Below are 21,185 nucleotides of genomic sequence, written 5' to 3' on the forward strand. Positions count from 1 at the left end.
GATTACTTCTGCAGGGCCGCTTCAAGCTGACGCTCGATACCGGCCAGATACGTGTGCGATGCCTCCGACACCACCATGCGCGGCACCGGCTCGGTCGCCTTGCGCCACTGGGGGGTCACGACCTTGCGCTTGCCGCCGCGCGTGTGCACGGCGGGCACGGCCTCGGTTTCGGCCCCGCCGCCGGGCGGCAGCATCGCCAGCGAGGGCAGGGGCGGATAGACGCGGTCGGGCGCTGCGGCCGTCGCCGGCATCAGTGCGTCGGGTGGCGCGGCAAAGGCCGATGCGGCCGGTACGGTCAGCAGGCCGACGGTGAGCGCGAAAAGCAAATGGGGCATACGCATGACGGTCCTCTTAATCCTGCGTGCGGATCGTCACGCTGTAAGGCTGGCTGGCGCTGACGGTCAGATTTTCCAGGCGGACGTAGCCGGCACGCTGCGCGGGCACGCCGTTCCACAGCGCCTGGTTCAGGTAGCGGAAATCCTGCGCCAGCGCGGCCACCTGAATCGTCGCCGGGCGTTTTTGCGCAGCGGCCAACGCGCCGGCCTTGGTCAGCACGGCGGTCAGTTGCGGGTCATGCGCGCCCAGTGCATCGGGCGGGATGGCGAAGGTCATGACTTCGCCCGTGGGCGCGGTGCGGGCCACCGGGGCAGGCGTCTGGGCAGGCATTTGCGCACAGCCGGCCAGTGCCAGCAGCGCGGCCAGCATCAGCGATATGGCGGAGCGTTCGGAGAAAGTCCACATGGCGATGAGGAATGCGTGGATCGGACCCGCACTGTATCGGCGGGTCGTGCGTGTCAAAACGTCGAATTACCCAGCTTTTATCGTCCATCCTGACGGATGGCTTGAGGGCCCGATCCAAGGTGGAAATGGCGTCACATCGCGGGTTTGTGGGTGAGCGACGTGCTTGGCACATATGCGGCGCAAACGCCATCTCAAAGCGGCAAATATGCGCTGTACGTTGCAATAGGCCCGGGTGATGCAGACGTCTCGCCGGGCCGGTGCTGCGCGTAAACACCGAGCCGGGATGTCATGGCGCCAAGTGTCGGCCGTGACACATTTGCGCGGCCACAAGGCTGCAAGATCCCCCGCCGCTATAATCGGCGCACCATGAATACACCCGCGTTTTCCTCTTCCAAGGCGGTGCCAAAAGAGGCAGTGCCTTACCACTTGGCCGTGGTGGGCGGCGGCATCGTCGGGAGCGCCTGCGCGCTGCGGCTGGCGCAGATCGGCTTGCGCATCGCGCATATCGCACCACCTGCTCCAGCCTCCGCACCGGCCGGGCCGGACGCCTGGGATGCGCGTGTCTACGCGTTCTCGTCCAGCTCTCAAGCATTGTTGGAGCAGTTGCGCATCTGGCCGGCGCTCGACATGACGCGCGTGCAGCCTGTGCACGACATGCGGATCTTCGGCGACGACGCTGCTGCGCGCGGCGAGCACGCCCACCCGGACCTGCATTTTTCCGCCTACGCAGCCGGCACGCCGCAACTGGCGTGGATTGCTGAATCGTCGCTCGTCGAGCGCGCACTGGAAACGGCGCTGCGCTTCGCCCACACGGTGCAGACCTTCCCGCACGCCGCCGCCGGCTTCGAAATGGAAGCCGAAGCCGTAAAGCTGACGCTGGCCGACGGCCAGACGATCCGCGCGGAATGCGTGATCGGCGCCGACGGCAAGCATTCCTGGGTGCGCCAGCAGGCCGGCATCCAGGCCGAAGCAAAGCCGTATCGCCAGCTTGGCGTGGTCGCCAACTTCCAGGCCGAGCGCTGGCATCAGGACACCGCGTGGCAATGGTTCCTCGGTGCATCTGCCGAGCAGGCCGCCGCCCCGGATGACGCAGCCCCGGTACGCGGCGAGATCCTCGCGATGCTGCCGCTGCCCGATCGGCGCGTGTCGATGGTGTGGTCCGCCAGCGAAGACCACGCCCGCGAGCTGCTCGCGCTGTCGCCCGAGGCGTTGTGCCGTGCCGTGGAAGCCGCCGCGGGTGGCGCCATCGCCGCCCGCTTTGGGCGCCTCTCGAACATCACGCCGGCGCAGGGCTTCCCGCTCGTGCTGCAACACGCCAGCCGGGCGGTCGCGCCGCGCGTGGCGCTGGTGGGCGATGCTGCGCATGTGATTCATCCGCTGGCCGGGCAGGGCATGAACCTCGGGCTTCGGGATGTGTCCGAAATTGGCAGGGTGATGGCGGAACGTGAAACCATGCGCGATCATGGCGATCTGAGGTTGCTGCGCCGTTACGAACGTGCCCGCCGCGAAGATCTGCTTTCGCTCACGGCCGCGACGGACGGTCTGCACAAACTGTTCGCCCTGCCGGGCGCGCTGCCCCGCACAGTACGTAACGCGGGGATGCGCATGGTGGGCATGACGCCATTTATCAAACGCTTGTTGATCAAGCACGCACTCGGCTGAGGCAATCTCAGCGGGTTTGTGGTTTTTCGGGGTTCCAGGAGTCGTTATGTCGTTTCGTATTCGGGTGGCGGCCATCGCCTCTGCGGTGGCAGTGGCAGCCATTGGCGCGGGCTATGTATTGAGCGCCGGTGCCGCCGAGCCCGCTTTGGACAAGGTCAAGGCCACGGTACAGAAGGCCCTGGGCCCGAACGTGGAGATCAAAAGCGTCACCAAGTCGCCGCTGGCTGGCCTGTACGAAATCAACCTCGGCAGCCAGGTCGTCTATAGCGATGCCACTGGCCGCTACGTGCTCAACGGCGACCTGCTTGATACGCAGACCGCCACCAACCTCACACAAGAGCGCCTGGCCGAGCTGAACCGCGTGAAGTGGTCCGACCTGCCGCTGGACCGCGCCGTGAAGTGGGTCAAGGGCAACGGCGCACGCAAGATCGCCGTGTTCTCCGATCCGAACTGCCCGTACTGCCACAAGCTAGAGCAGATGCTCACGCAGGTCGACAACGTCACCGTCTACACCTTCCTGTTCCCGATCCTGTCGGAAGACTCGAACACCAAAGCCAAGCAGATCTGGTGCTCCGCCGACCGTGCCAAGGCCTGGCGTGACTGGATGACCGCCAAGACCGCCCCGGGCGGCGCCGGCACCTGCGACACACCGCTGGAAGCCAACCTGAAGCTTGGTCAGCAACTGAACGTGACTGGCACGCCGGCCATCATCTTCCCGGACGGCACTCGGGCCCCCGGCCTGATCGACGCGGCCACGCTGGAGCGCAAGTTCGCCGCGCTCAAGAAGTCGTAATTCGCACGAAGGAAGCGCCGGTCGATCCGGCGCTTTTTCTTTGGGCGCTCGCATTCACCACACCCTCGGAGACTTGGCATGTCGTTTCGCGCGCTGATGCTGGAAAAGCAGGATGACGGGTCGCTGGCCCACATCGTTGACCTCGACGACGCGGCGTTGTCCACGCCCGAAGCGCTTGCCAACGACGTGACCGCTGGCGACGTGCTGATCCGCGTGGACTGGTCGACCATCAATTACAAGGACGGCCTTGCCATCACCGGCAAAGGCCCCGTCGTGCGCAAATGGCCGATGGTGGCCGGTATCGACGGTGCGGGCGTCGTGCTCGAATCTACGCACCCGGATTGGCGGACGGGCGATGCGGTCGTGCTCAACGGCTGGGGCGTCGGCGAGACGCACTGGGGTTGCCTTGCCCAGCAGGCGCGGCTTTCCGGCGATTGGCTGGTGGCATTGCCGGCAGGGCTCGACGCCCGGCAGGCCATGGCGATCGGCACGGCAGGCTACACGGCGATGCTGTCGGTGCTGGCGCTGGAGCGCGCCGGCGTGAAACCCGGCGATGGCGAGGTGCTGGTGACCGGCGCGTCGGGCGGCGTGGGCTCGATCGCCATCGCGCTGCTCGGCAAGCTGGGCTACCGCGTGGTGGCGTCCACCGGCAAGACGAACGAGGCCGATTTTCTGCAGGCACTGGGCGCGAAGGATGTCATCGACCGTGCCGAGCTTGCCGCCCCGGGCAAGCCGCTGCAGAAAGAACGCTGGGCGGCAGTGGTCGATTCGGTGGGCTCGCATACGCTCGTCAATGCCTGTGCACAGGTGCGCTATGGCGGCGTGGTCACGGCGTGCGGGCTGGCACAGGGCATGGATTTTCCGGCCACGGTGGCGCCGTTCATCCTGCGCGGCGTGACGCTGCACGGGATCGACAGCGTGATGGCGCCGCGTGCGTTGCGCCAGACCGCGTGGCAGCGCCTGGCCGCCGATCTGCTGCCCGATCGCCTGGCCGCCATCACGCGCGAAGTGACGCTCTCAGGGGCCATCGACGCCGCACACGACATCATGGCCGGCAAGATGCGCGGGCGCGTCGTGGTCGACGTCAACCGATAGGCTGGCAGGCGGGTTTGCGGACGATTTGCCTTCGGCAGCGTGGGACGGCAACGCTACAATGTCCGCCATGAAGCCGATCCGCTACACCATCGCCCCCGCCGCGCCCGAGGCGCACGTTTTCACCGTCACCGTCACGGTTGACGCGCCCGACAGCCAGGGCCAGCGTTTTTCGCTGCCGGCATGGATTCCGGGCAGCTACATGATCCGAGAGTTCGCACGCAACATCGTGCGGATCGAGGCATCGTCCGCCCACAGGCCGGTGCGTCTGACCAAGGTCGACAAGCACACGTGGTGGGCCGCACCGTGCACCGGACCGCTGACGATTTCCTACGACGTCTATGCGTGGGACTTGTCGGTGCGCGCCGCGCATCTGGACGCCACGCACGGTTTCTTCAACGGCACGTCGGTGTTCCTGCGCGTGGAAGGCGCGGATGACCAGCGTTGCCTCGTCGACATCCAGCCGCCCGCCGGAGATGCCTACCGCGGCTGGCGCGTGGCCACCGCGCTGCGCGAAGCGACCGGCCGCGTTCAGGGCAAGGCTGGCGCCAAGCGCTACGGCTTTGGCTGGTACGAAGCGGCCAATTACGATGAACTGATCGACCACCCGGTCGAGATGGGCACGTTCGAGCTAGTGTCGTTCGAAGCCTGCGGCGCACAGCACGACGCCGTCTTTACCGGCCGGGTGCCGAATCTCGATCTGGAACGCATCGCCCGCGACTTCAAGCGCATCTGCGAAGCGCAGATCCGCCTGTTCGAGCCGCACACCGCCACGGCGCCGTTCCTCGACAGCAACCACCGCTACGTCTTCATGACGATGGTCACCACCGACGGCTACGGCGGCCTCGAGCATCGCGCCAGCACCGCATTGATGTGCGCGCGCAATGACTTGCCCGTGACCGGCCGCGACGAGACCACCGAGGGCTATCGTACCTTCCTTGGCCTCGTCAGCCATGAGTATTTCCACACCTGGAACGTCAAGCGCATCAAGCCGGCCACCTTCGTGCCGTACGCGCTCGACCGCGAGGTCCACACACCGCTGCTGTGGCTGTTTGAAGGGTTCACCAGCTACTACGACGACCTGATGCTGGTGCGCTCAGGCCTGATCTCCGAAGCGCAATATCTGGAGATGCTCGGCAAGACGTGGAATGGTGTGCTGCGCGGCAGCGGCCGACTGAAGCAGAGCGTGGCCGAAAGCTCGTTCGATGCGTGGACGAAGTATTACCGCCAGGACGAGAACGCGCCCAATGCCATCGTCAGCTACTACACCAAGGGCTCTCTGGTGGCGCTGGCACTGGACCTGACGATCCGCACGCAGACCCACGGCGAACGTTCGCTCGACGACGTGATGCGTGCCCTGTGGGTGACGTACGGCCGCGATTTCTACGCCGCCGGCCACACGCAGCGCGGCGTGACCGAAGCCGGGTTGATCACCTTGATGGAAGAGACCACCGGTGTGCGCCTGCGCACGCTGGTCCGCCAGTTGAGCGAAGGCCGCGACGACCCGCCGCTGCCGGCGCTCTTCAAGGCGATGGGCGTGAGCGCCACGCGCAAGGCAGCCGACGCGGCGCTCGCGCTGGGCGTCAAGACCGCCGCTGAGAACGGCTTCGTCAAGCTGCAGCAGGTCTTCGATGGCAGCCCCGCGCAGCGCGGCGGGTTATCTGCCGGCGATCTGATCGTTGCGGTGGATGGCCTGCGTGTGCCGGCCGGCCAGCTCGACAAGACACTCACGCGCCATCGCGCCGGCGATACCGTGCCGGTACACGTGTTCCGCCGCGACGAACTGATGACGCTGAACGTGACGCTTGCCGCGGATGCGACGCCGCAGTTCACACTGGCGCTGGCCACGGAGCCCTCGCCGCTGCGCTCGGCGTGGCTGGGCAAGCGGGCGGCTGCGCGCAAGGTGGCGCGCGGCAAGTCGGCCTGACGCGCGCCGCCTGATCCGATGGATTACGTCCACGATCCACGCACCTTTCTCTATAGCCATTACGTCTCGCGCGGCATCCGTACTGCCACGGGCGTGATCGGCTTGACGCTGCTCGCACTGCTGGTGATGGACTTGCAGGGCGCGATGGTGGTGTCGATCGGTGCGCTTTGCACCAGCCTCATGGATTTGCCCAGCCCGCTGCGGCACAAGTTCAACGAGATGATGGCGTGCGTGCTCCTGACGACCGCCGTCACGTTTCTCGTGGCAGTGGTGACGCCATACGCGATCCTGCCGGCCGTGATCGTGGTGGTGAGCTTTCTGGCGGGGCTCATGGTGGCGTACGGCAACAAGACGATGCCGCTGCAGTTTGCGGCGCTGTTCGTCATGACGCTCACCTTTACCGAGGAATTCGCCTTTCGCGAAGCCGTAGAGCACACGTTGCAGTTCTTCCTCGGCGCCATCGGCTACATGGCCTTTGCGATGGCAGTGGCGTGGGGCCAGCGGCGACGCATCAAAGAACAGGTGCTGGCCGAATGCCTGTACGAACTGGCCGTGTACGTGGAATGCAAAGCCGGCTTTTACGACGCATCCAAGGATTTCGACGAGCAGTTCAATGCGCTCGTGCGTCAGCAGATTTCGGTGGCCGACAAGCAGCAGGTGGCACGCGATTTCGTGTTCCGCGATAACCGCACCGCCAGCGACGGGCGCCTCGTGCAGATCCACATGCGGATGCTCGACATCTACGAGTACCTGCTGTCGTCCAACACCGATTACACCGTGCTGCGCCAATGGCTGGCCGATGCCGAGGTGTTGCGTCTGCTGCGCGAGTTGATCGAGCGCATGCGCCTGGACATCGAAGGCGTCGCCTATGCCGTCGGCCGGGATCGGCCATCGCCTACGCCGATGTCGTACGACAAGGAGATGGCCGCCATTGAGGCAGCGCTGCTCGAACTCCAACGCGACCACCATGGCGTGCCAATCGAAGCCATTGCGGCGCTGGAAGAATCGGTGGCCACGGTGCGCGGCGCGATCCGCCTGATGGCGCAGTTGCATGCCGCCACCGACACGCAGGTCGAGCCGTCGCAGGTGCTGCTGCGCCCGGACATGACGCCGTTCCTCACACGCCAGAAATACGAACTGCGTCTGGTGCTTGAAGAACTGACTTGGCGGTCTCCGGTGCTGCGCTTTGCGTTGCGCATCTCGATGGCGGTGGCTGCCGGGTTGTGGATCGCCGACCACCTGCCATATGCGTCGCACGGCTACTGGGTCTTGCTGACCATTGTCGTGATCCTCAAGCCGACGTTCAGCATGACGCGCCAGCGCAATTTCGATCGTGTGCTTGGCACACTCATCGGCTGCGTGATCGCGGCGGTGATTCTGCGCTTCACCCATTCGACGTGGATCCTGATGGGTGTGTTGTACCTGTCGACGGCGGCCAGCGCGGCGTTCGTCACCGTGCGCTACCGCTACACGGCCATTGCGGCGTGCGTGCAGGTGCTTATCCAGATCAACCTGCTGCTGCCAGGCAGCAAGGGCGCCATTGGTGAACGGCTGGTCGACACGCTGATCGGCGCGGCCATCGCCACCGCCTTCAGCTACGTGTTGCCCGCGTGGGAATATCGCAACCTGCCCAAGCTGGTGGACGACGTGCTGCGCACCAACCGGCGCTTTATTGAGGCCGCGCGCGAGCTGCTGCTCGGCACGCTCAAGGATGATTTCGCCTATCGCGTGCAGCGCAAGCAATTCATGGAATCGCTCACGGGGCTGATCTCGGCCTTCGCGCGCATGCTGGACGAGCCCAAGAGCCGCCACCGCGCCGTCGACAACCTCAACCGCTTCATCGTCCAGAACTACTTGGTGGCCGCGCATGTGGCGGCGGTGCGCATCTTGATGCGTCAGCGCGCGCGGGAACTGGACGAAGCTGACACCCGCGCGCTGGTCGAGCAGACCGCCGAAGCCGCGCTCGAAAGCCTTGCCCGCGCCAAGGAGCGTTTCGACCAAGCCGTGCATGAAGGCGGTTGGGGCGTGCGTCCGCGCGATACGCAAGAGTTGGGCGCTGCGGATTTCGCCGATAAATCCGCCCGTTCCCGCATGGTCGATGCGGCAGCAGAATCGGATTCGCTATCGGCGATGCACTTGCTGGAGCGGCGCCTGCAGGCGCTGCGGGCCGATACGGCCAAGATTGCATTGCGCTGCGGGGCGCTCGGACGCGCGCTGCGTATTTCGAAGGACTAGCGCGGCTGGTGGCTGAAAGGCTTCGCACGGGCGGCGATTTTCCACCGCGACTGCGCTGAGCCCTGGACCTTCGACGACGGGGCTCAGAGAGCCGACGTCCAGCTACAGACAGTCGACTTCCAGTATCCGAGCGTCAAAGGTCAGCCTCAGAGGGCCAGAGTTGAGTCTCGGAGGGCCGACGATGGGCCTCGGAGAGCCAAAGGGTCGTGCCTCAGAGAGTCGAAGCCGGGCCTCGGAGATTCAACGTTGAGTCCTGGAGCGCCGAACCCGGCTTCCAGACACTCAAAGCCGACGCTCGGGGGCTCGTCGATGGGGCCGCATGGCCCGCGCGGCTCAAGCGGCCTGCGGTTTCAGCCAGTCGATGGTGGGTTGGTGCTGTGCCGCCAGCCAATCGTTGGCCGTCTTGAAATGCCCGCATCCCAAAAACCCCCGATGCGCCGAAAGCGGCGACGGGTGCGGCGCCTCCAGCACCAGATGCCCATCCGACAGCAGCGCGCGCTTGGCCTGCGCGTGGCTGCCCCACAGCATGAACACGCGCTTGTGGCCGATGCGCGCCAGTTGCTCCAGCAGGCAATCGGTAATGCGTTCCCAGCCGCGCTTGGCGTGGCTCGCGGCTTGGCCTTGCTCGACGGTCAGCACCGTGTTCAGCAGCAGCACGCCTTGCTGTGCCCAGCCCTCCAGGTTGCCGGACGAGCCTGGCAGCTTGCAGCCGAATTCCGCTTCGATTTCCTTGTAGATGTTGCGCAGGCTCGGTGGCACACGCACACCGGCCGGCACCGAGAACGCCAAGCCGTGCGCCTGCGGAATCTCGCGGCCATCGACGGTGCCCGTGCCGTGATACGGGTCCTGGCCGAGAATGACGACGCGCACATCGTCCACCGAGGTCAGGTGCAGCGCACGGAAGACATCCGTCGGAAAGATCGGCTTGCCCGCCGCGCGCTCGCCATCGACGAAGGCGCACAACTCGGGCCAGTTGGTCTGCGCAATGCAAGGCGTCAGCACGGCCTTCCAGTCGGCGGGCAGTGCGTCGAATTGCCTCGCCAGCGGGATGAAATTCCCAGCGGGGGTGTCCACCGCGGGTTCATCGAAGAGCGCGGCCTGCGCTGGATTGGCGCGTCGCGTCATGTCTGGCCCCCGATGGCTTTCGCGCGCAACTGGTAGCCGCGTTGCGCCTTGCTGATGTCGAGCGGCGTGAGTCCGGTCACGGCGGTGCGCAGCGTCTCGGTCCAGGCATGCAGTCGCTCGGCAATTGCGTCTTCGCTGAGCGTGCTGTCAGCGGCCGGCTTCCACTCCAGTTCCAGTTCGTCGATCGGCTCGCGCGCTTGTGTGCCGGGGATTAGGATGGCGCCGGCGTCCAGCGCGATCTCGATCTCACAGCCATCTGCTGCGACATGCCACAGGCGGCGCGTGAAATCGGTGCGGAACAGCGGCGCAAGCGCAGCTGCGTGTGGCCGAACATAATCGGCGGCTTCAGCGGCGTTGTGGGCGACGAAGGCATCGACCGACAGCACATCGTTCTGCAGCGGCACCTCCCATTCGTGGCGGGCGCTCAAACCGGACGTACTCACTGCTGCGGTCTTCAGCGTTTGCAGCCATTGACTGCCCTGACGGCGCACGCGCAACGCGGCGCGATTGCGTGCCAGCGCCTGGTCGGGTGTGTCGTAGTAGACGTTCGCCAATTCCACCGACCCGGCCGCCTTCGCATTGGCGTCCAGCCAGCCGACCAGTGCGTCGTGCGTGCCGGCCGCAACGGCCAGCTTCAGTTCAATCTCACGGGCCATGGCGTGGCGCTCAGGCAAACAGGCGGGCCAGTTCGGCGCCCGGGTCGTCTGCGCGCATGAAGGCTTCGCCGACGAGGAACGCGTTGACGGCGGCGGCGCGCATCTTGCGCACGTCGTCGGGCGTGAGGATGCCGGATTCCGTGACGACGATGCGATCGTGCGGCATGTGCTTGAGCAGGTCGAGCGTGGTGTCGAGCGAGGTCTCAAACGTGCGCAGGTTGCGGTTGTTCACGCCCACCAGCGGCGTTTGCAGACGCAGCGCGCGGTCCAGCTCATGGCCGTCGTGCACTTCCACCAGCACGTCCAGGCCGAGTTCGAGCGCGCACGCTTCGAGTTCGACCATCAGGCCCTGATCCAGCGCAGCAACGATCAGCAGGATGCAGTCCGCGCCCCACGAGCGCGCTTCGTACACCTGGTACAGGTCGACCATGAAATCCTTGCGCAGTGCCGGCAGCGTGCAGGCGGCGCGGGCTTCGCGCAGGTAATCGGCGTGGCCCTGGAAGAACTGCTCGTCGGTCAGGACCGACAGGCACGCGGCGCCGTGCTCCGCATAGCTGCGGGCGATGTCGGCGGGCTTGAAGTTCGGACGCAGCACGCCCTTGGACGGCGACGCCTTTTTCACCTCGGCGATGACGGCGGCGTTGCCGGCGGCGATCTTTTCGCGCATCGCCTTGGCAAAGCCGCGGGGGCCGAGCGCGCTGTCGTTGCGGTTGGCTTCAGCTTCGGCACGCACGCTGGCGAGGTCGCGGTGCTTGCGCGCGGCGGCCACTTCTTCGGCCTTCACGGCCAGGATTTTCTGCAGGATGTCGGACATATCAGGCTTTGAACTGGTTGGTGACGCGCACGAGTTCGTCGAGCTTGGCACGCGCTGCGCCGGAGGCGATCGCCTCGCGGGCCAGCTTCATGCCGTCGCCGATTGAACCGGCGATGTTGGCTGCGTACAGCGCCGCGCCCGCGTTGAGCGACACGATTTCGCGCGGGGTGCCGGGCTTGTTTTCCAGCGCGTCGATCAGCATGGCTTTGGACTCTTCCGCGTCGGCCACTTTCAGGCTGCGGTTGGAGACCATCTGCATGCCGAAGTCCTCCGGGTGGATTTCGTATTCGGTCACCACGCCGTCTTTGAGTTCCCCGACGAGCGTGGCGGCACCCAGCGAGACCTCGTCCATGCCGTCCTTGCCGTAGACGACCACGGCGTGCTTGGCGCCCAGGCGCTGCATCACACGCACCTGAATGCCGACCAAGTCCGGGTGGAACACGCCCATCAGGATGTTCGGCGCGCCGGCCGGGTTGGTCAGCGGCCCGAGGATGTTGAAGATCGTTCGCACGCCCAGTTCCTTGCGGATCGGGGCGACGTTCTTCATGGCGGGGTGGTGATTAGGCGCAAACATGAAACCGATGCCTGCCGTCTCGATGGATTCGGCCACCTGCTCGGGCGTGAGCATGATGTTGACGCCCAGCGCTTCGAGCACATCGGCGCTGCCCGACTTGGAGCTGACGCCGCGCCCGCCATGCTTGGCGATGCGCGCGCCGGCCGCTGCCGCCACGAACATCGAGGCGGTGGAGATGTTGAACGTGTTGGCGCCGTCGCCGCCCGTGCCGACGATGTCGACAAAGTGATCGGACACCTCAGCGGGCACATCGACCTTGGTGGCGAATTCGCGCATGACGGTGGCAGCGGCCGCGATTTCGCCGATGGTCTCTTTTTTGACGCGCAGCCCCATGGTGAGGGCGGCTGCCATGACGGGCGACATCTCGCCGCGCATGATGAGCCGCATCAGGTGCAGCATTTCGTCGTGGAAAATTTCCCGATGTTCGATACAGCGGACGAGCGCTTCTTGCGGAGTGATGGACATGGTCGTTCCGTATTCAGTTGGGCGCTGCCGTTGCCGCAGCCGGGGTGACCGGCTGTGCGGCGTCGCGCAAGGCGCCGATGCGCTCACGCGAGAGATCGGCCTCACACGCGGCTTCTGCCAGTTCGGCATCGGGCGCATTGCGGGCCAGGCGGCGGGACAGGTCGCATTCGGCCTGCCGGTAGAGTTGGTGTGCGCGCACGGTGCGGTCGAATGCCATGGCGACGCCGCGGTCCGTGCCTTTGTTGGCAGCGATACGGGCGCGGAGCGCGGTGCGGCGTGTCGATTCTGCAGACGCCAGTTCCGTTTGCGCCGCCTTGCGTGCGGTCTGCACGCATTGGGCGACGTTGCCGGCCTCAGGCTGAGCGGCTCGGCAGGCTTCCAGCGTACCGGCCATCGCCGGCAGGCTTGCCGTCATCGCCAGCGCCACCGCGCACGCGCCGCGCATCAGACGCGTTCCTTCAGGAAGTTGGCAAGCAGCGCGTGGCCATGTTCCGATAGGATCGATTCCGGGTGGAATTGCACACCTTCGACGGGCAGCGTCTTGTGGCGCACGCCCATGATTTCACCGTCTTCCGTCCAGGCGGTGATTTCCAGGCAGTCCGGCAGCGTTTCGCGCTCGATCGCCAGCGAGTGATAGCGCGTCACCTTGAAATGCCGCGGCAGGTTGGCGAACACGCCCACGCCGGTGTTTTCGATGGTGCTGACCTTGCCGTGCATCACCTTCTGCGCGCGGATTACGCGCCCGCCGAACGCATCGGCAATCGCCTGGTGCCCGAGGCACACGCCCAGGATGGGCACGCGCCCCGCAAAGTGCTTGAGCGCCGGAACCAGGATGCCGGCTTCCGTCGGCGTGCACGGGCCGGGCGACAGGCAGATGCGCTCCGGGTTCAGCTTTTCGATCTCTTCGATCGTGATCTCGTCGTTGCGCACCGTGTGCACATCCTGGCCGAGTTCGCCGAAGTACTGGACGATGTTGTAGGTAAAGGAGTCGTAGTTATCGAGCATCAGCAGCATGGTGTTCTCCTTGACCTCAGAAATCGGCGTCGAGGCCGTCTTGCACTTGCTCAGCCGCACGCAGCACGGCGCGCGCCTTGTGTTCGGTTTCCCTCCATTCGGCATCCGGGTCCGAATCGGCCACCACGCCGGCGGCGGCCTGCACGTAGAGATTGCCGTCCTTGATGATGCCGGTGCGGATGGCGATGGCCAGGTCCATCTCGCCCGAGAACGACAGGTAACCGACCGCGCCGCCGTAGATGCCACGCTTGACCGGCTCCAGCTCGTCGATGATCTCCATCGCCCGCACCTTGGGTGCACCCGAGAGCGTGCCGGCCGGGAAGGTCGCGCGCAGCACGTCCATGTTGGTCATGCCGGGCTTCAGGCGGCCCTCGACGGAACTGACGATGTGCTGCACGTGCGAATACTTCTCGATGACCATCTGGTCCGTCACCTTGACGGAGCCGATTTCGGCAATGCGGCCGATGTCGTTGCGCGCCAGGTCGATCAGCATGACGTGCTCGGCGATTTCCTTCGGGTCGTTGAGCAGTTCGGTGGCCAGTTCGGCATCGCGCTCGGGCGTGCTGCCGCGCGGACGGGTGCCTGCCAGCGGGCGGATGGTGACGATGCGGGCGGACTCGTCCGCGCCGTTGCCGTTGTTTTCAGCAGCCGGCACACGACGCTCTTCCTGGCGCACCAGGATTTCGGGCGACGCGCCGACGATCTGCATGTCGCCGAAGTTGTAGAAGTACATGTACGGCGACGGGTTCAGCGAGCGCAGCGCGCGGTACAGCGAAAGCGGTGCGTCGCGGAACGGCTTGACCAGGCGCTGACCGATCTGCACCTGCATCATGTCGCCGGCGGCGATGTATTCCTTGGCCTTGAGCACGGCGGTGATGTAGTCCGCCTTGTCGAACTCGCGGATGGTGTCGGTGCGCACCGACGGCGACGTCACCGGCACATCCACCGGCTGGTGCAGCTTCGTGCGCAGCGCGCGCAGGCGCTGTTTGGCGCGTGAATAGGCCTCGGGCTTGGACGGATCGGCGTAGACGATGAGGTAGAGCTTGCCCGACAGGTTGTCGATCACGGCCAGCTCTTCGCACAGCATGAGCTGGATGTCGGGCAGTTGCAGATCGTCGGGCGGAGCGGTTTCAGCCAGGCGGGGCTCGATGAAGCGCACGGCGTCGTAGCCGAAATAACCAGCCAGGCCACCGCAGAACCGCGGCAGGCCCGGGCGCAGCGCCACTTTCTGACGGCGCTCGAACGCGGCAATGAAGTCCAGCGGATTGCCGTCGTGCGTTTCCACCACCTTGCCGTCGGTCACCACCTCGGTGTGGTTGCCCTTGACGCGCAGCAGCGTGTGCGCGTGCAGGCCAATGAAGGAGTAACGCCCGAAGCGCTCCCCGCCCACCACCGATTCCAGCAGGAACGTATGCGTGCCGCGGTCGTGCGATTGCGCCAGCTTCAGATACAGCGACAGCGGCGTCTCCAGGTCGGCCAATGCCTCGGCAATCAGCGGAATACGGTTGTAGCCCTGGTCGGCCAGCGATTTGAATTCGAGTTCGGTCATGAGCGGTCAGGTCGATTCGCCAGGCGGGCGGTTGCGCGCCCATCGGCATGCGTTCGCTCCACGGCAAACGCAAGAGCGTCAATGATGCCGTCGGAACGTTAGCAGAACATCAGGGATGGGAACGCGCGAACGTCGTAAAAGCGACCGTGCGATCCCGCAAGGGTCGTCCGCAGCCGATAGCGGGCCAGCGGAAGACCGGCGGGCGGTCAGCGTTTGGGGCAGGAGATGCGAGGGTGGTTCGGGAGGCGCGTTCGTGACGCGCCAGAGTGCCAAAACCGAGGAAGAACGATCAGCAGCCGTGCAAACGCTCACGCCCGGACGAGGGCGTGCCAGGGCCGCCAGGGCCAGGCCCCCCGGTCACCACCAGCGTCGACGCGTTTGCGATTCAGGAACATGGATCGTCAGTTGGAAGCGGCAGAGACGATGCTGTGTGGCTCTGCATAGGGCCGGATCAGCTCAGCTGCCGCAAAAAGTGTGTCGACTATAGCATCGGCTCCTGCGCCCTGTATAGGCTGGCCGTGGTTGTAGCCATACGGAACCGCCAGCACGCGCATGCCGGCAGCACGGGCCGCGCGGGCGTCGTTTTCCGAGTCGCCAATGGCCACGATTTCAGCCGGTGTCACGCCAAGTGCCTCCGCCACCCGCAGCATGGGGTACGGATCGGGCTTGCGATATTGGAAGGCGTCACCCGGGTAGACGAGGTCGAAGTACGTGTTCAGACCGAGCTGCGCTAGAAGCGGCTGCGTGAAGTCGTGTGGCTTGTTCGTCACGCAAGCGAGAGCGAGGCCCATGTCGCGCAATGCAGCCAGCCCCTCGCGCACGCCCTCATAGACGTTCACGTGTTGACCGTTGATGGCGATGTAGGCGCGCTGGTACGCCTCCAGCCCCTCCGCAAAGCGGCTGTTGGCCTGGGCCGGCGGCAAGCGCGCATCCAGCACGCGCCGCACGAGGTTTTCAGAGCCTTTACCGACGTAGCCGACAACTTCTTCGGCGGGCATGTCAGGCGCGGCGCCAAGTGCCTCCAGCATTGCGTTGATGGCGGCGTGGAAGTCGCCCGCTGTGTCGACCATCGTCCCGTCCAGGTCGATGATGACAGCGCGGACGGGGCCGGCGGGTAGCGCGCCCGTCGTCATGCCAGGGGTGCCAGCGCTTGGCGCAGCGCGCCCACGGTGCCGCGGTAGCCGCCGTCCGCATCCGGCTTGCCGAACACGGCCGAACCCGCGACGAAGGTGTCAGCGCCGGCTTTGGCAATCTCAGCGATGTTGTCCGCCTTCACGCCGCCGTCGATCTCAAGCAGGATCTTGCGGCCGGTCTTGTCCTGGTATGCGTCGAGCTTCTGGCGAACGGCGCGCAGCTTGTTCAGCGCTTCCGGAATGAACGATTGGCCGCCAAAGCCCGGGTTGACCGACATGATGAGCACCATGTCCAGGCGATCCATCACATGATCCAGATAGTGCAGCGGCGTAGCCGGGTTGAAGACGAGGCCAGCCTTGCAGCCGTTGTCGCGGATCAGCGCCAGCGAGCGGTCGATGTGCTCCGAAGCTTCCGGGTGAAACGTGATCAGGTCAGCGCCGGCTTTGGCAAAGTCCGGGATGATGCGGTCGACGGGGCTGACCATCAGGTGCACGTCGATCGGCACCGGCTTGCCGTCCTTTTGCGCGTGCGGGCGGATCGCCTCGCAGACCAGCGGCCCGACCGTCAGGTTCGGCACATAGTGGTTGTCCATCACGTCGAAATGGATCCAGTCGGCGCCCGATTCGAGCACGCGGCGCACTTCTTCGCCAAGGCGGGCGAAGTCGGCGGACAGGATGGACGGGGCGATGCGGAAACCGGACGGATCGATGGCTGCGGACATGTTGGGAGACGGATAAGGCGCGCAGATGCGCAAAGGAGGCCGCTATTTTAGCCGGATCGGCCGTCTGTCCGCGCCTTGCCGCTGCCACAGCCATGCCGCACAATGGGCGCCAATTCTGATTGTGGATCGACATGCCGAGCTACGAACTCACCGTCCAGGTCCGGACGCGCTATTTGCCGGAGCAATCCGAGCCGGAGCAGGGCAGCTACGCCTTCGCCTACACCATCACCATCCGCAACACCGGTGACGTGCCGAGCCAGCTTATTTCCCGCCACTGGCTGATTACCGACGCCGACGAGCAGGTGCAGGAAGTGAACGGCCTGGGCGTGGTTGGCCACCAGCCGCTGCTGCCACCGGGCGAATCCTTCGAATACACGAGCTGGGCGACCATCAAGACACCCGTGGGCACGATGCGCGGCGAATACTTCTGCGTGGCCGAAGACGGTCACCGCTTCGAGGCGCCCATCCCCGAATTTGCGCTGGTGATGCCGCGCATGCTGCACTGATCGGGAATCAGGGCGCGTCGGATTTGGCTGCTTGCGAATCTTTCGAGGCGCCGGCGGTCGATTCCGAAGGCTTGGCAGCGTCGCTGTGGCGCGACGGGTGTTCGGGCGGCGCGCGCAGGGGGCGCGGGTGCTTCTTGGCGCCCGACATCGTCCAGATCACGATGAAGATCAGCAGGAACAGCGCCACGCCGGCCTCCAGGCCGAACAGCATCATCGGATGGTTTTCAAAGAATTCGCTCATGGTCGACGACGGGAAGCTCGGGTGCGAGGCATTGTAGCCAAGCCCGCGGCCGCATCGGACAGGATGGAACACGCATGACAGCAGCAACCTTGAACGCACCGACTCGGGCTCGCAACGCTCTGCACCGCCGATGGGCTGCGCGGTTCGGTTCTCTGGCCGCAGCCCTGGTCACCGCAATGCTGGCAGCCTGCACGAGCGGGCCGCCGCCGCGCGTCGAAACGCCGCAAGCGCCCACCGGCACGCTCGGCGGCCATCTGGCCCCCGCCGCGTGGGCTGATGTGTCCGGCTGGACTGCCGATGACCTCGCCTCCGCCTGGCCCGCACTGCAATCGAATTGCCAGGCGATGAAGCGCCGCGCCGAATGGTCGCGCGCGTGTACCGCCGGTTTGATGGTCGATGCCAGCGATCCGATCGCCATGCGCGTCTTCTTTGAAGACAACTTCACGCCGTATCGGGTTGTGAAGGACGACGGCACCGACAGTGGTCTCATCACCGGTTACTACGAACCGCTGCTGCGCGGCTCGCGCACCCGCCACGGGGCCTATCAGACGCCGCTGTACCGCATGCCCGCAGCGTGGCGCGGCAAGACGCTGCCGGCCCGCGCGCAATTGATCCGCAGTCCGGCGCTCCAGGGCCAAGAGATTGTCTGGGTGGACGACCCGGTCGAAGCGGCGTTCCTGCAGATCCAGGGTTCGGGCCAGGTTCAGTTGGAAGAGGGCGGCATCATGCGCCTGGGCGTGGGCGGGACCAATAATCAGCCGTTCCGCTCGTTCGCCCGCTGGTTGCTCGACATGGGTGAAATCACACCGGTGCAGGCGACCATGCAGGGCATCAAGGCCTGGGCACGCGCCAATCCGGGCCGCGTCGAGGAGATGCTCAACATCAACCCGCGCTACGTTTTCTTTGCAGAGACGCCTGGCAACACGGGTGGCCCGATCGGCAAGCTCGGCGTGCCACTCACGGACGAGCGTTCGATTGCCGTGGACCCGACTTACATTCCGCTGGGCTCCCCAGTGTTTCTGTCGACAACCAAGCCGCTGTCGACCGATCCCATCCAGAAACTCGTTTTTGCGCAGGACGTAGGCTCAGCCATTCGCGGCGCCGTGCGTGCTGATTATTACTTCGGCCATGGCGATGCCGCGGGCGATCTGGCTGGGCGCATGAAGCAGGCGGGCCGCCTTTGGGTGCTCGTGCCGAAGGGTGGCAGCGTGGGCGTTGCCGCCCGCTAAGACGAGGGACTAACCGCGTCGCAAGTCCACCACGCGGCGCGCCTTGCCGACTGAGCGCTCGATCCCGCCGCTGGCCAGCGTCTCGATCGCGGCTGTCACACCAATCAACGACTTGATGTCGTGCGCCAGTTGGCTGCTGGCAGATCGGGCTGCGTCAGCCGACGCGCCCAGCGCCGCCTCGATCCGCACCGTCAGCGTATCCAGCGGCCCTTCCTTGCCGAGCACGCATTGGTAGTGCGGCGAGAGTGCCGCGTGCTTCAGGATCAATTCTTCGATCTGCGATGGGAACACGTTTACGCCGCGCACGATCATCATGTCGTCGCAGCGGCCGGTGATTTTTTCCATGCGCCGGAAGCCCGGACGCGCCGTGCCCGGCAACAGACGCGTCAGATCGCGCGTGCGATAGCGCACCACGGGCATCGCTTCCTTGGTCAGCGACGTGAAGACCAGTTCGCCGAATTCGCCGTCGGGCAGCACTTCGCCCGTGTCCGGATCGATGATCTCTGGATAAAAGTGGTCTTCCCAGATGGTCGGGCCATCCTTGGTTTCGGCGCATTCGCTGGCCACACCTGGGCCCATCACTTCTGACAGGCCGTAGATATCGACCGCTGAAAGCCCCATGCGTGCTTCGATGGCGCTGCGCATCTCGGGCGTCCATGGCTCGGCGCCGAAGATGCCGATCTGCAGGCTCGACGCGGCCGGGTCCATCCCCTGGCGTTCGAACTCGTCGGCAATCGCCAGCATGTAGCTGGGCGTGACCATGATGATCTGCGGCTGGAAATCGGCGATCAGCTGCACTTGTCGCTCGGTCTGCCCCCCGCCGAACGGGATGGCCGTCAGCCCAGCGCGCTCCACGCCGTAATGCGCGCCCAGGCCGCCGGTGAAAAGCCCGTAGCCGTAGCTCACGTGGACCTTGTCGCCGCGCCGTGCCCCCGCCGCCCGAATCGAGCGCGCCACTAACCCGGCCCACGTATCGATATCCGCCAGCGTGTAGCCGACGACCGTGGGTTTGCCCGTCGTGCCCGACGACGCATGGATGCGCGCAATCCGATCCTGTGGCACCGCAAACATGCCGAACGGATAGTTGTCGCGCAGATCAGCCTTGGTCGTGAATGGAAATCTCGCCAGATCGGCAAGCGATCGCAAGTCCGACGGATGCACGCCCGCCGCGTCGAATTTGGCCCGGTACGCTGGCACGTTCTCATACGCATGCGCTAGGCTGTGTTTCAAGCGTTCAAGCTGCAACGCCTGGATGGCGTCGCGGCTGGCGGTCTCGATCGGATCGAGCGGCAGGTCGGTCGAGCGGGGGCGCATGCGGGTCTCCTCGGGACACCGTCATGCGGCGTCCTCTTGTGGTGGCGCGATCTCGGATCTTTATAACGATGGCGAGGCTAGACCTCGCTGCTGTCGGAAACGGGAATGACGTGGCCGCGAATCTGTGCGGACTTGCCGCGAAACATGGCGACCACCTCGCCGGCCTGATTTGTCACGCGCACGTCGTAGATGCCGTGACGGCCCGAAAGAACCTGCTCGATGGCTTCGGCGACCAGCACGTCGCCGCCGTGCGCCGGCCGCAGGAATTCCACGCTGCAGCCCGCCGCCACCGTGTTGTGGTTGTGACTGTTGCAGGCAAACGCGAAAGCCGAGTCCGCCAGCGTGAAGATCAGCCCGCCATGACACGTGCGATGGCCATTCAGGAATTCCGGCCGCACGGTCATGGATAAGCGGGCATAGCCGGGCCCGACCGCCTCCACGCGCATACCGAGCCAGCTAGTGCAGGCATCGGCGTCAAACATGCTCTTGCAGGCGGCTTCGGCGAGGGCCTGCGCATCGTGGAGGGCGGTCTCGGTCATGCAGATTCCTCTATTCGCCGGTGAAATGCGCCACGCGCTTGTTGAGGAACGCATCGACGCCCTCGGCGTAATCATGGGAGTTGCCGAGTTCGCGCTGGAGGTCGCGTTCCAGATCCAACTGCGCGTCGAGCGACTGAGTAGGCGCCGCATGCATCGCCCGCTTGATGGCGGCCAGCGCCCGCGTCGGCTGCTTCGCCAGATGGTCGGCCATGCAATTCACTTCGGTCATCAGGATCTTGGCGTCGTGATAAACGCCCCAGATCAGGCCCCAGGCGAGCGCCGTCTTGGCGTCGAGCTTTTCCCCCAACATCGCCAGCCCCATGGCCCGCGCCACGCCAATGCGCTGCGGCAGGAACCACGTTCCGCCCGAATCCGGCAGCAGCCCGATCTTTACAAAGGCCTGGAGGAAGCACGCATTCTCGGCGGCCATCACGATGTCGCACGCCAGCGCGAGGTTTGCGCCGGCGCCGGCGGCCACGCCATTCACGGCGGCAATCACCGGCAGGGGCATGGCACGCAGACGGCGCACCAGCGGGTTGAATTGCTCGTCGATGAGCTGGCCCAGGTCGGTCATCTGCCCGGGCGTGAAATTGAGTTCGGAAAGATCCTGCCCCGCGCAGAAGCCGCGTCCCGCTCCGGTCAGGATCAAAGCGCGGGCGCGCTGGCGCTCCACCTTGTCCAGCGCGTCGCGCAGTTCCTGGTGCATGCCGGCCGTGAAGCTGTTGAGCTGATCGGGCCGGTTCAGCGTGATGGTTGCCACGCGTTCATGCCAGTCAAGCAGAATGGTCGGGCTAGTCATCTTGTCTCCTCCTCGGTCATCGGTTCATTGATTAACCGACCGGTTGGTCGGCTAA

Annotated in this window: 22 protein-coding genes; 7 read left to right on the plus strand and 15 right to left on the minus strand. The window is 65.5% G+C overall.

Annotated features, from left to right (window positions below; translation table 11 throughout):
- Positions 1-2: 2 nt before the first annotated feature.
- The gene (locus tag ACEN9T_RS10685; protein ID WP_092975621.1) at positions 3-341 is read right to left on the minus strand and encodes a hypothetical protein; all 339 of its coding nucleotides are present in this window, start codon (positions 339-341) and stop codon (positions 3-5) included.
- A gap of 10 nt (positions 342-351) precedes the next feature.
- Positions 352-741 carry a hypothetical protein gene (locus tag ACEN9T_RS10690; protein WP_413707702.1) on the minus strand — a complete coding sequence of 130 codons (390 nt, stop codon included), beginning with the start codon at positions 739-741 and terminating at the stop codon, positions 352-354.
- Between the two features lie 366 nt (positions 742-1,107).
- Here ACEN9T_RS10690 and ACEN9T_RS10695 point away from each other — a divergent pair, with 366 nt between their 5' ends.
- The 5 genes from ACEN9T_RS10695 to ACEN9T_RS10715 all read left to right on the plus strand — a co-directional run bounded on the left by ACEN9T_RS10695 (position 1,108) and on the right by ACEN9T_RS10715 (position 8,450).
- Positions 1,108-2,403 (plus strand): UbiH/UbiF family hydroxylase, encoded by a 1,296-nt coding sequence (locus tag ACEN9T_RS10695; protein WP_413707703.1) that lies wholly within the window; start codon positions 1,108-1,110, stop codon positions 2,401-2,403.
- A 46-nt stretch (positions 2,404-2,449) separates the two neighbouring features.
- Positions 2,450-3,196 carry a DsbC family protein gene (locus tag ACEN9T_RS10700; protein WP_092975612.1) on the plus strand — a complete coding sequence of 249 codons (747 nt, stop codon included), beginning with the start codon at positions 2,450-2,452 and terminating at the stop codon, positions 3,194-3,196.
- A gap of 78 nt (positions 3,197-3,274) precedes the next feature.
- Positions 3,275-4,291, plus strand: coding sequence for an MDR family oxidoreductase (locus tag ACEN9T_RS10705; protein ID WP_413707704.1), 1,017 nt, complete (start codon positions 3,275-3,277; stop codon positions 4,289-4,291).
- Between the two features lie 67 nt (positions 4,292-4,358).
- Positions 4,359-6,215 carry a M61 family metallopeptidase gene (locus tag ACEN9T_RS10710; RefSeq protein WP_413708441.1) on the plus strand — a complete coding sequence of 619 codons (1,857 nt, stop codon included), beginning with the start codon at positions 4,359-4,361 and terminating at the stop codon, positions 6,213-6,215.
- Between the two features lie 18 nt (positions 6,216-6,233).
- On the plus strand, positions 6,234-8,450 hold the full coding sequence (locus ACEN9T_RS10715; RefSeq protein ID WP_413707705.1) for an FUSC family protein: 2,217 nt from the start codon (positions 6,234-6,236) through the stop codon (positions 8,448-8,450).
- A gap of 333 nt (positions 8,451-8,783) precedes the next feature.
- Here the strand turns inward: ACEN9T_RS10715 and ACEN9T_RS10720 are convergent, their stop codons facing one another.
- The 9 genes from ACEN9T_RS10720 to rpe all read right to left on the minus strand — a co-directional run bounded on the left by ACEN9T_RS10720 (position 8,784) and on the right by rpe (position 16,502).
- Positions 8,784-9,575 carry a uracil-DNA glycosylase gene (locus ACEN9T_RS10720; RefSeq protein WP_413707706.1) on the minus strand — a complete coding sequence of 264 codons (792 nt, stop codon included), beginning with the start codon at positions 9,573-9,575 and terminating at the stop codon, positions 8,784-8,786.
- Complete coding sequence (locus ACEN9T_RS10725; protein WP_413707707.1) at positions 9,572-10,231, minus strand: CYTH domain-containing protein; 660 nt, start codon at positions 10,229-10,231, stop codon at positions 9,572-9,574. The genes ACEN9T_RS10720 and ACEN9T_RS10725 overlap by 4 nt, the downstream gene beginning before the upstream one ends.
- A 10-nt stretch (positions 10,232-10,241) precedes the next feature.
- Positions 10,242-11,045, minus strand: a complete 804-nt coding sequence (gene trpC, locus ACEN9T_RS10730; protein ID WP_413707708.1) for an indole-3-glycerol phosphate synthase TrpC — start codon at positions 11,043-11,045, stop codon at positions 10,242-10,244.
- A gap of 1 nt (position 11,046) precedes the next feature.
- Positions 11,047-12,084: an anthranilate phosphoribosyltransferase gene (trpD, locus tag ACEN9T_RS10735; RefSeq protein ID WP_092977138.1), complete on the minus strand. Its 1,038-nt coding sequence runs from the start codon at positions 12,082-12,084 to the stop codon at positions 11,047-11,049.
- Positions 12,085-12,097: 13 nt separating this feature from the next.
- Positions 12,098-12,529 (minus strand): lysozyme inhibitor LprI family protein, encoded by a 432-nt coding sequence (locus ACEN9T_RS10740; RefSeq protein ID WP_092977136.1) that lies wholly within the window; start codon positions 12,527-12,529, stop codon positions 12,098-12,100.
- The gene (locus tag ACEN9T_RS10745) at positions 12,529-13,098 is read right to left on the minus strand and encodes an aminodeoxychorismate/anthranilate synthase component II (RefSeq protein ID WP_045203097.1); all 570 of its coding nucleotides are present in this window, start codon (positions 13,096-13,098) and stop codon (positions 12,529-12,531) included. The genes ACEN9T_RS10740 and ACEN9T_RS10745 overlap by 1 nt, the downstream gene beginning before the upstream one ends.
- A gap of 16 nt (positions 13,099-13,114) precedes the next feature.
- Complete coding sequence (gene trpE, locus ACEN9T_RS10750; protein WP_024977772.1) at positions 13,115-14,647, minus strand: anthranilate synthase component I; 1,533 nt, start codon at positions 14,645-14,647, stop codon at positions 13,115-13,117.
- A gap of 401 nt (positions 14,648-15,048) precedes the next feature.
- Positions 15,049-15,780, minus strand: coding sequence for a phosphoglycolate phosphatase (locus ACEN9T_RS10755; RefSeq protein ID WP_413707709.1), 732 nt, complete (start codon positions 15,778-15,780; stop codon positions 15,049-15,051).
- On the minus strand, positions 15,777-16,502 hold the full coding sequence (gene rpe / locus ACEN9T_RS10760; RefSeq protein WP_004636669.1) for a ribulose-phosphate 3-epimerase: 726 nt from the start codon (positions 16,500-16,502) through the stop codon (positions 15,777-15,779). The genes ACEN9T_RS10755 and rpe overlap by 4 nt, the downstream gene beginning before the upstream one ends.
- Before the next feature lie 131 nt (positions 16,503-16,633).
- On the opposite strand from rpe, the gene apaG reads away from it, so the two are divergent.
- On the plus strand, positions 16,634-17,008 hold the full coding sequence (apaG, locus tag ACEN9T_RS10765; RefSeq protein ID WP_092977146.1) for a Co2+/Mg2+ efflux protein ApaG: 375 nt from the start codon (positions 16,634-16,636) through the stop codon (positions 17,006-17,008).
- 7 nt (positions 17,009-17,015) lie between these two features.
- On the opposite strand, the gene ACEN9T_RS10770 is transcribed toward apaG, so the two are convergent.
- Positions 17,016-17,249 carry a hypothetical protein gene (locus ACEN9T_RS10770; RefSeq protein ID WP_092977128.1) on the minus strand — a complete coding sequence of 78 codons (234 nt, stop codon included), beginning with the start codon at positions 17,247-17,249 and terminating at the stop codon, positions 17,016-17,018.
- Between the two features lie 74 nt (positions 17,250-17,323).
- On the opposite strand from ACEN9T_RS10770, the gene ACEN9T_RS10775 reads away from it, so the two are divergent.
- Positions 17,324-18,478: a murein transglycosylase A gene (locus ACEN9T_RS10775; protein ID WP_413707710.1), complete on the plus strand. Its 1,155-nt coding sequence runs from the start codon at positions 17,324-17,326 to the stop codon at positions 18,476-18,478.
- Between the two features lie 9 nt (positions 18,479-18,487).
- On the opposite strand, the gene paaK is transcribed toward ACEN9T_RS10775, so the two are convergent.
- From paaK to paaG, 3 genes are all read right to left on the minus strand, one after another.
- Complete coding sequence (gene paaK / locus ACEN9T_RS10780) at positions 18,488-19,792, minus strand: phenylacetate--CoA ligase PaaK (RefSeq protein ID WP_413707711.1); 1,305 nt, start codon at positions 19,790-19,792, stop codon at positions 18,488-18,490.
- A 77-nt stretch (positions 19,793-19,869) separates the two neighbouring features.
- Positions 19,870-20,331 carry a hydroxyphenylacetyl-CoA thioesterase PaaI gene (gene paaI, locus ACEN9T_RS10785; RefSeq protein WP_092977122.1) on the minus strand — a complete coding sequence of 154 codons (462 nt, stop codon included), beginning with the start codon at positions 20,329-20,331 and terminating at the stop codon, positions 19,870-19,872.
- A gap of 10 nt (positions 20,332-20,341) precedes the next feature.
- Entirely contained in the window at positions 20,342-21,130 is a 789-nt protein-coding gene (paaG, locus tag ACEN9T_RS10790; protein WP_112183537.1) for a 2-(1,2-epoxy-1,2-dihydrophenyl)acetyl-CoA isomerase PaaG, read from the minus strand.
- Positions 21,131-21,185: the final 55 nt, after the last annotated feature.

This window comes from Ralstonia sp. Ralssp110, from assembly GCF_047325135.1.
GTDB classification, from domain to species: Bacteria; Pseudomonadota; Gammaproteobacteria; order Burkholderiales; family Burkholderiaceae; genus Ralstonia; species Ralstonia mojiangensis.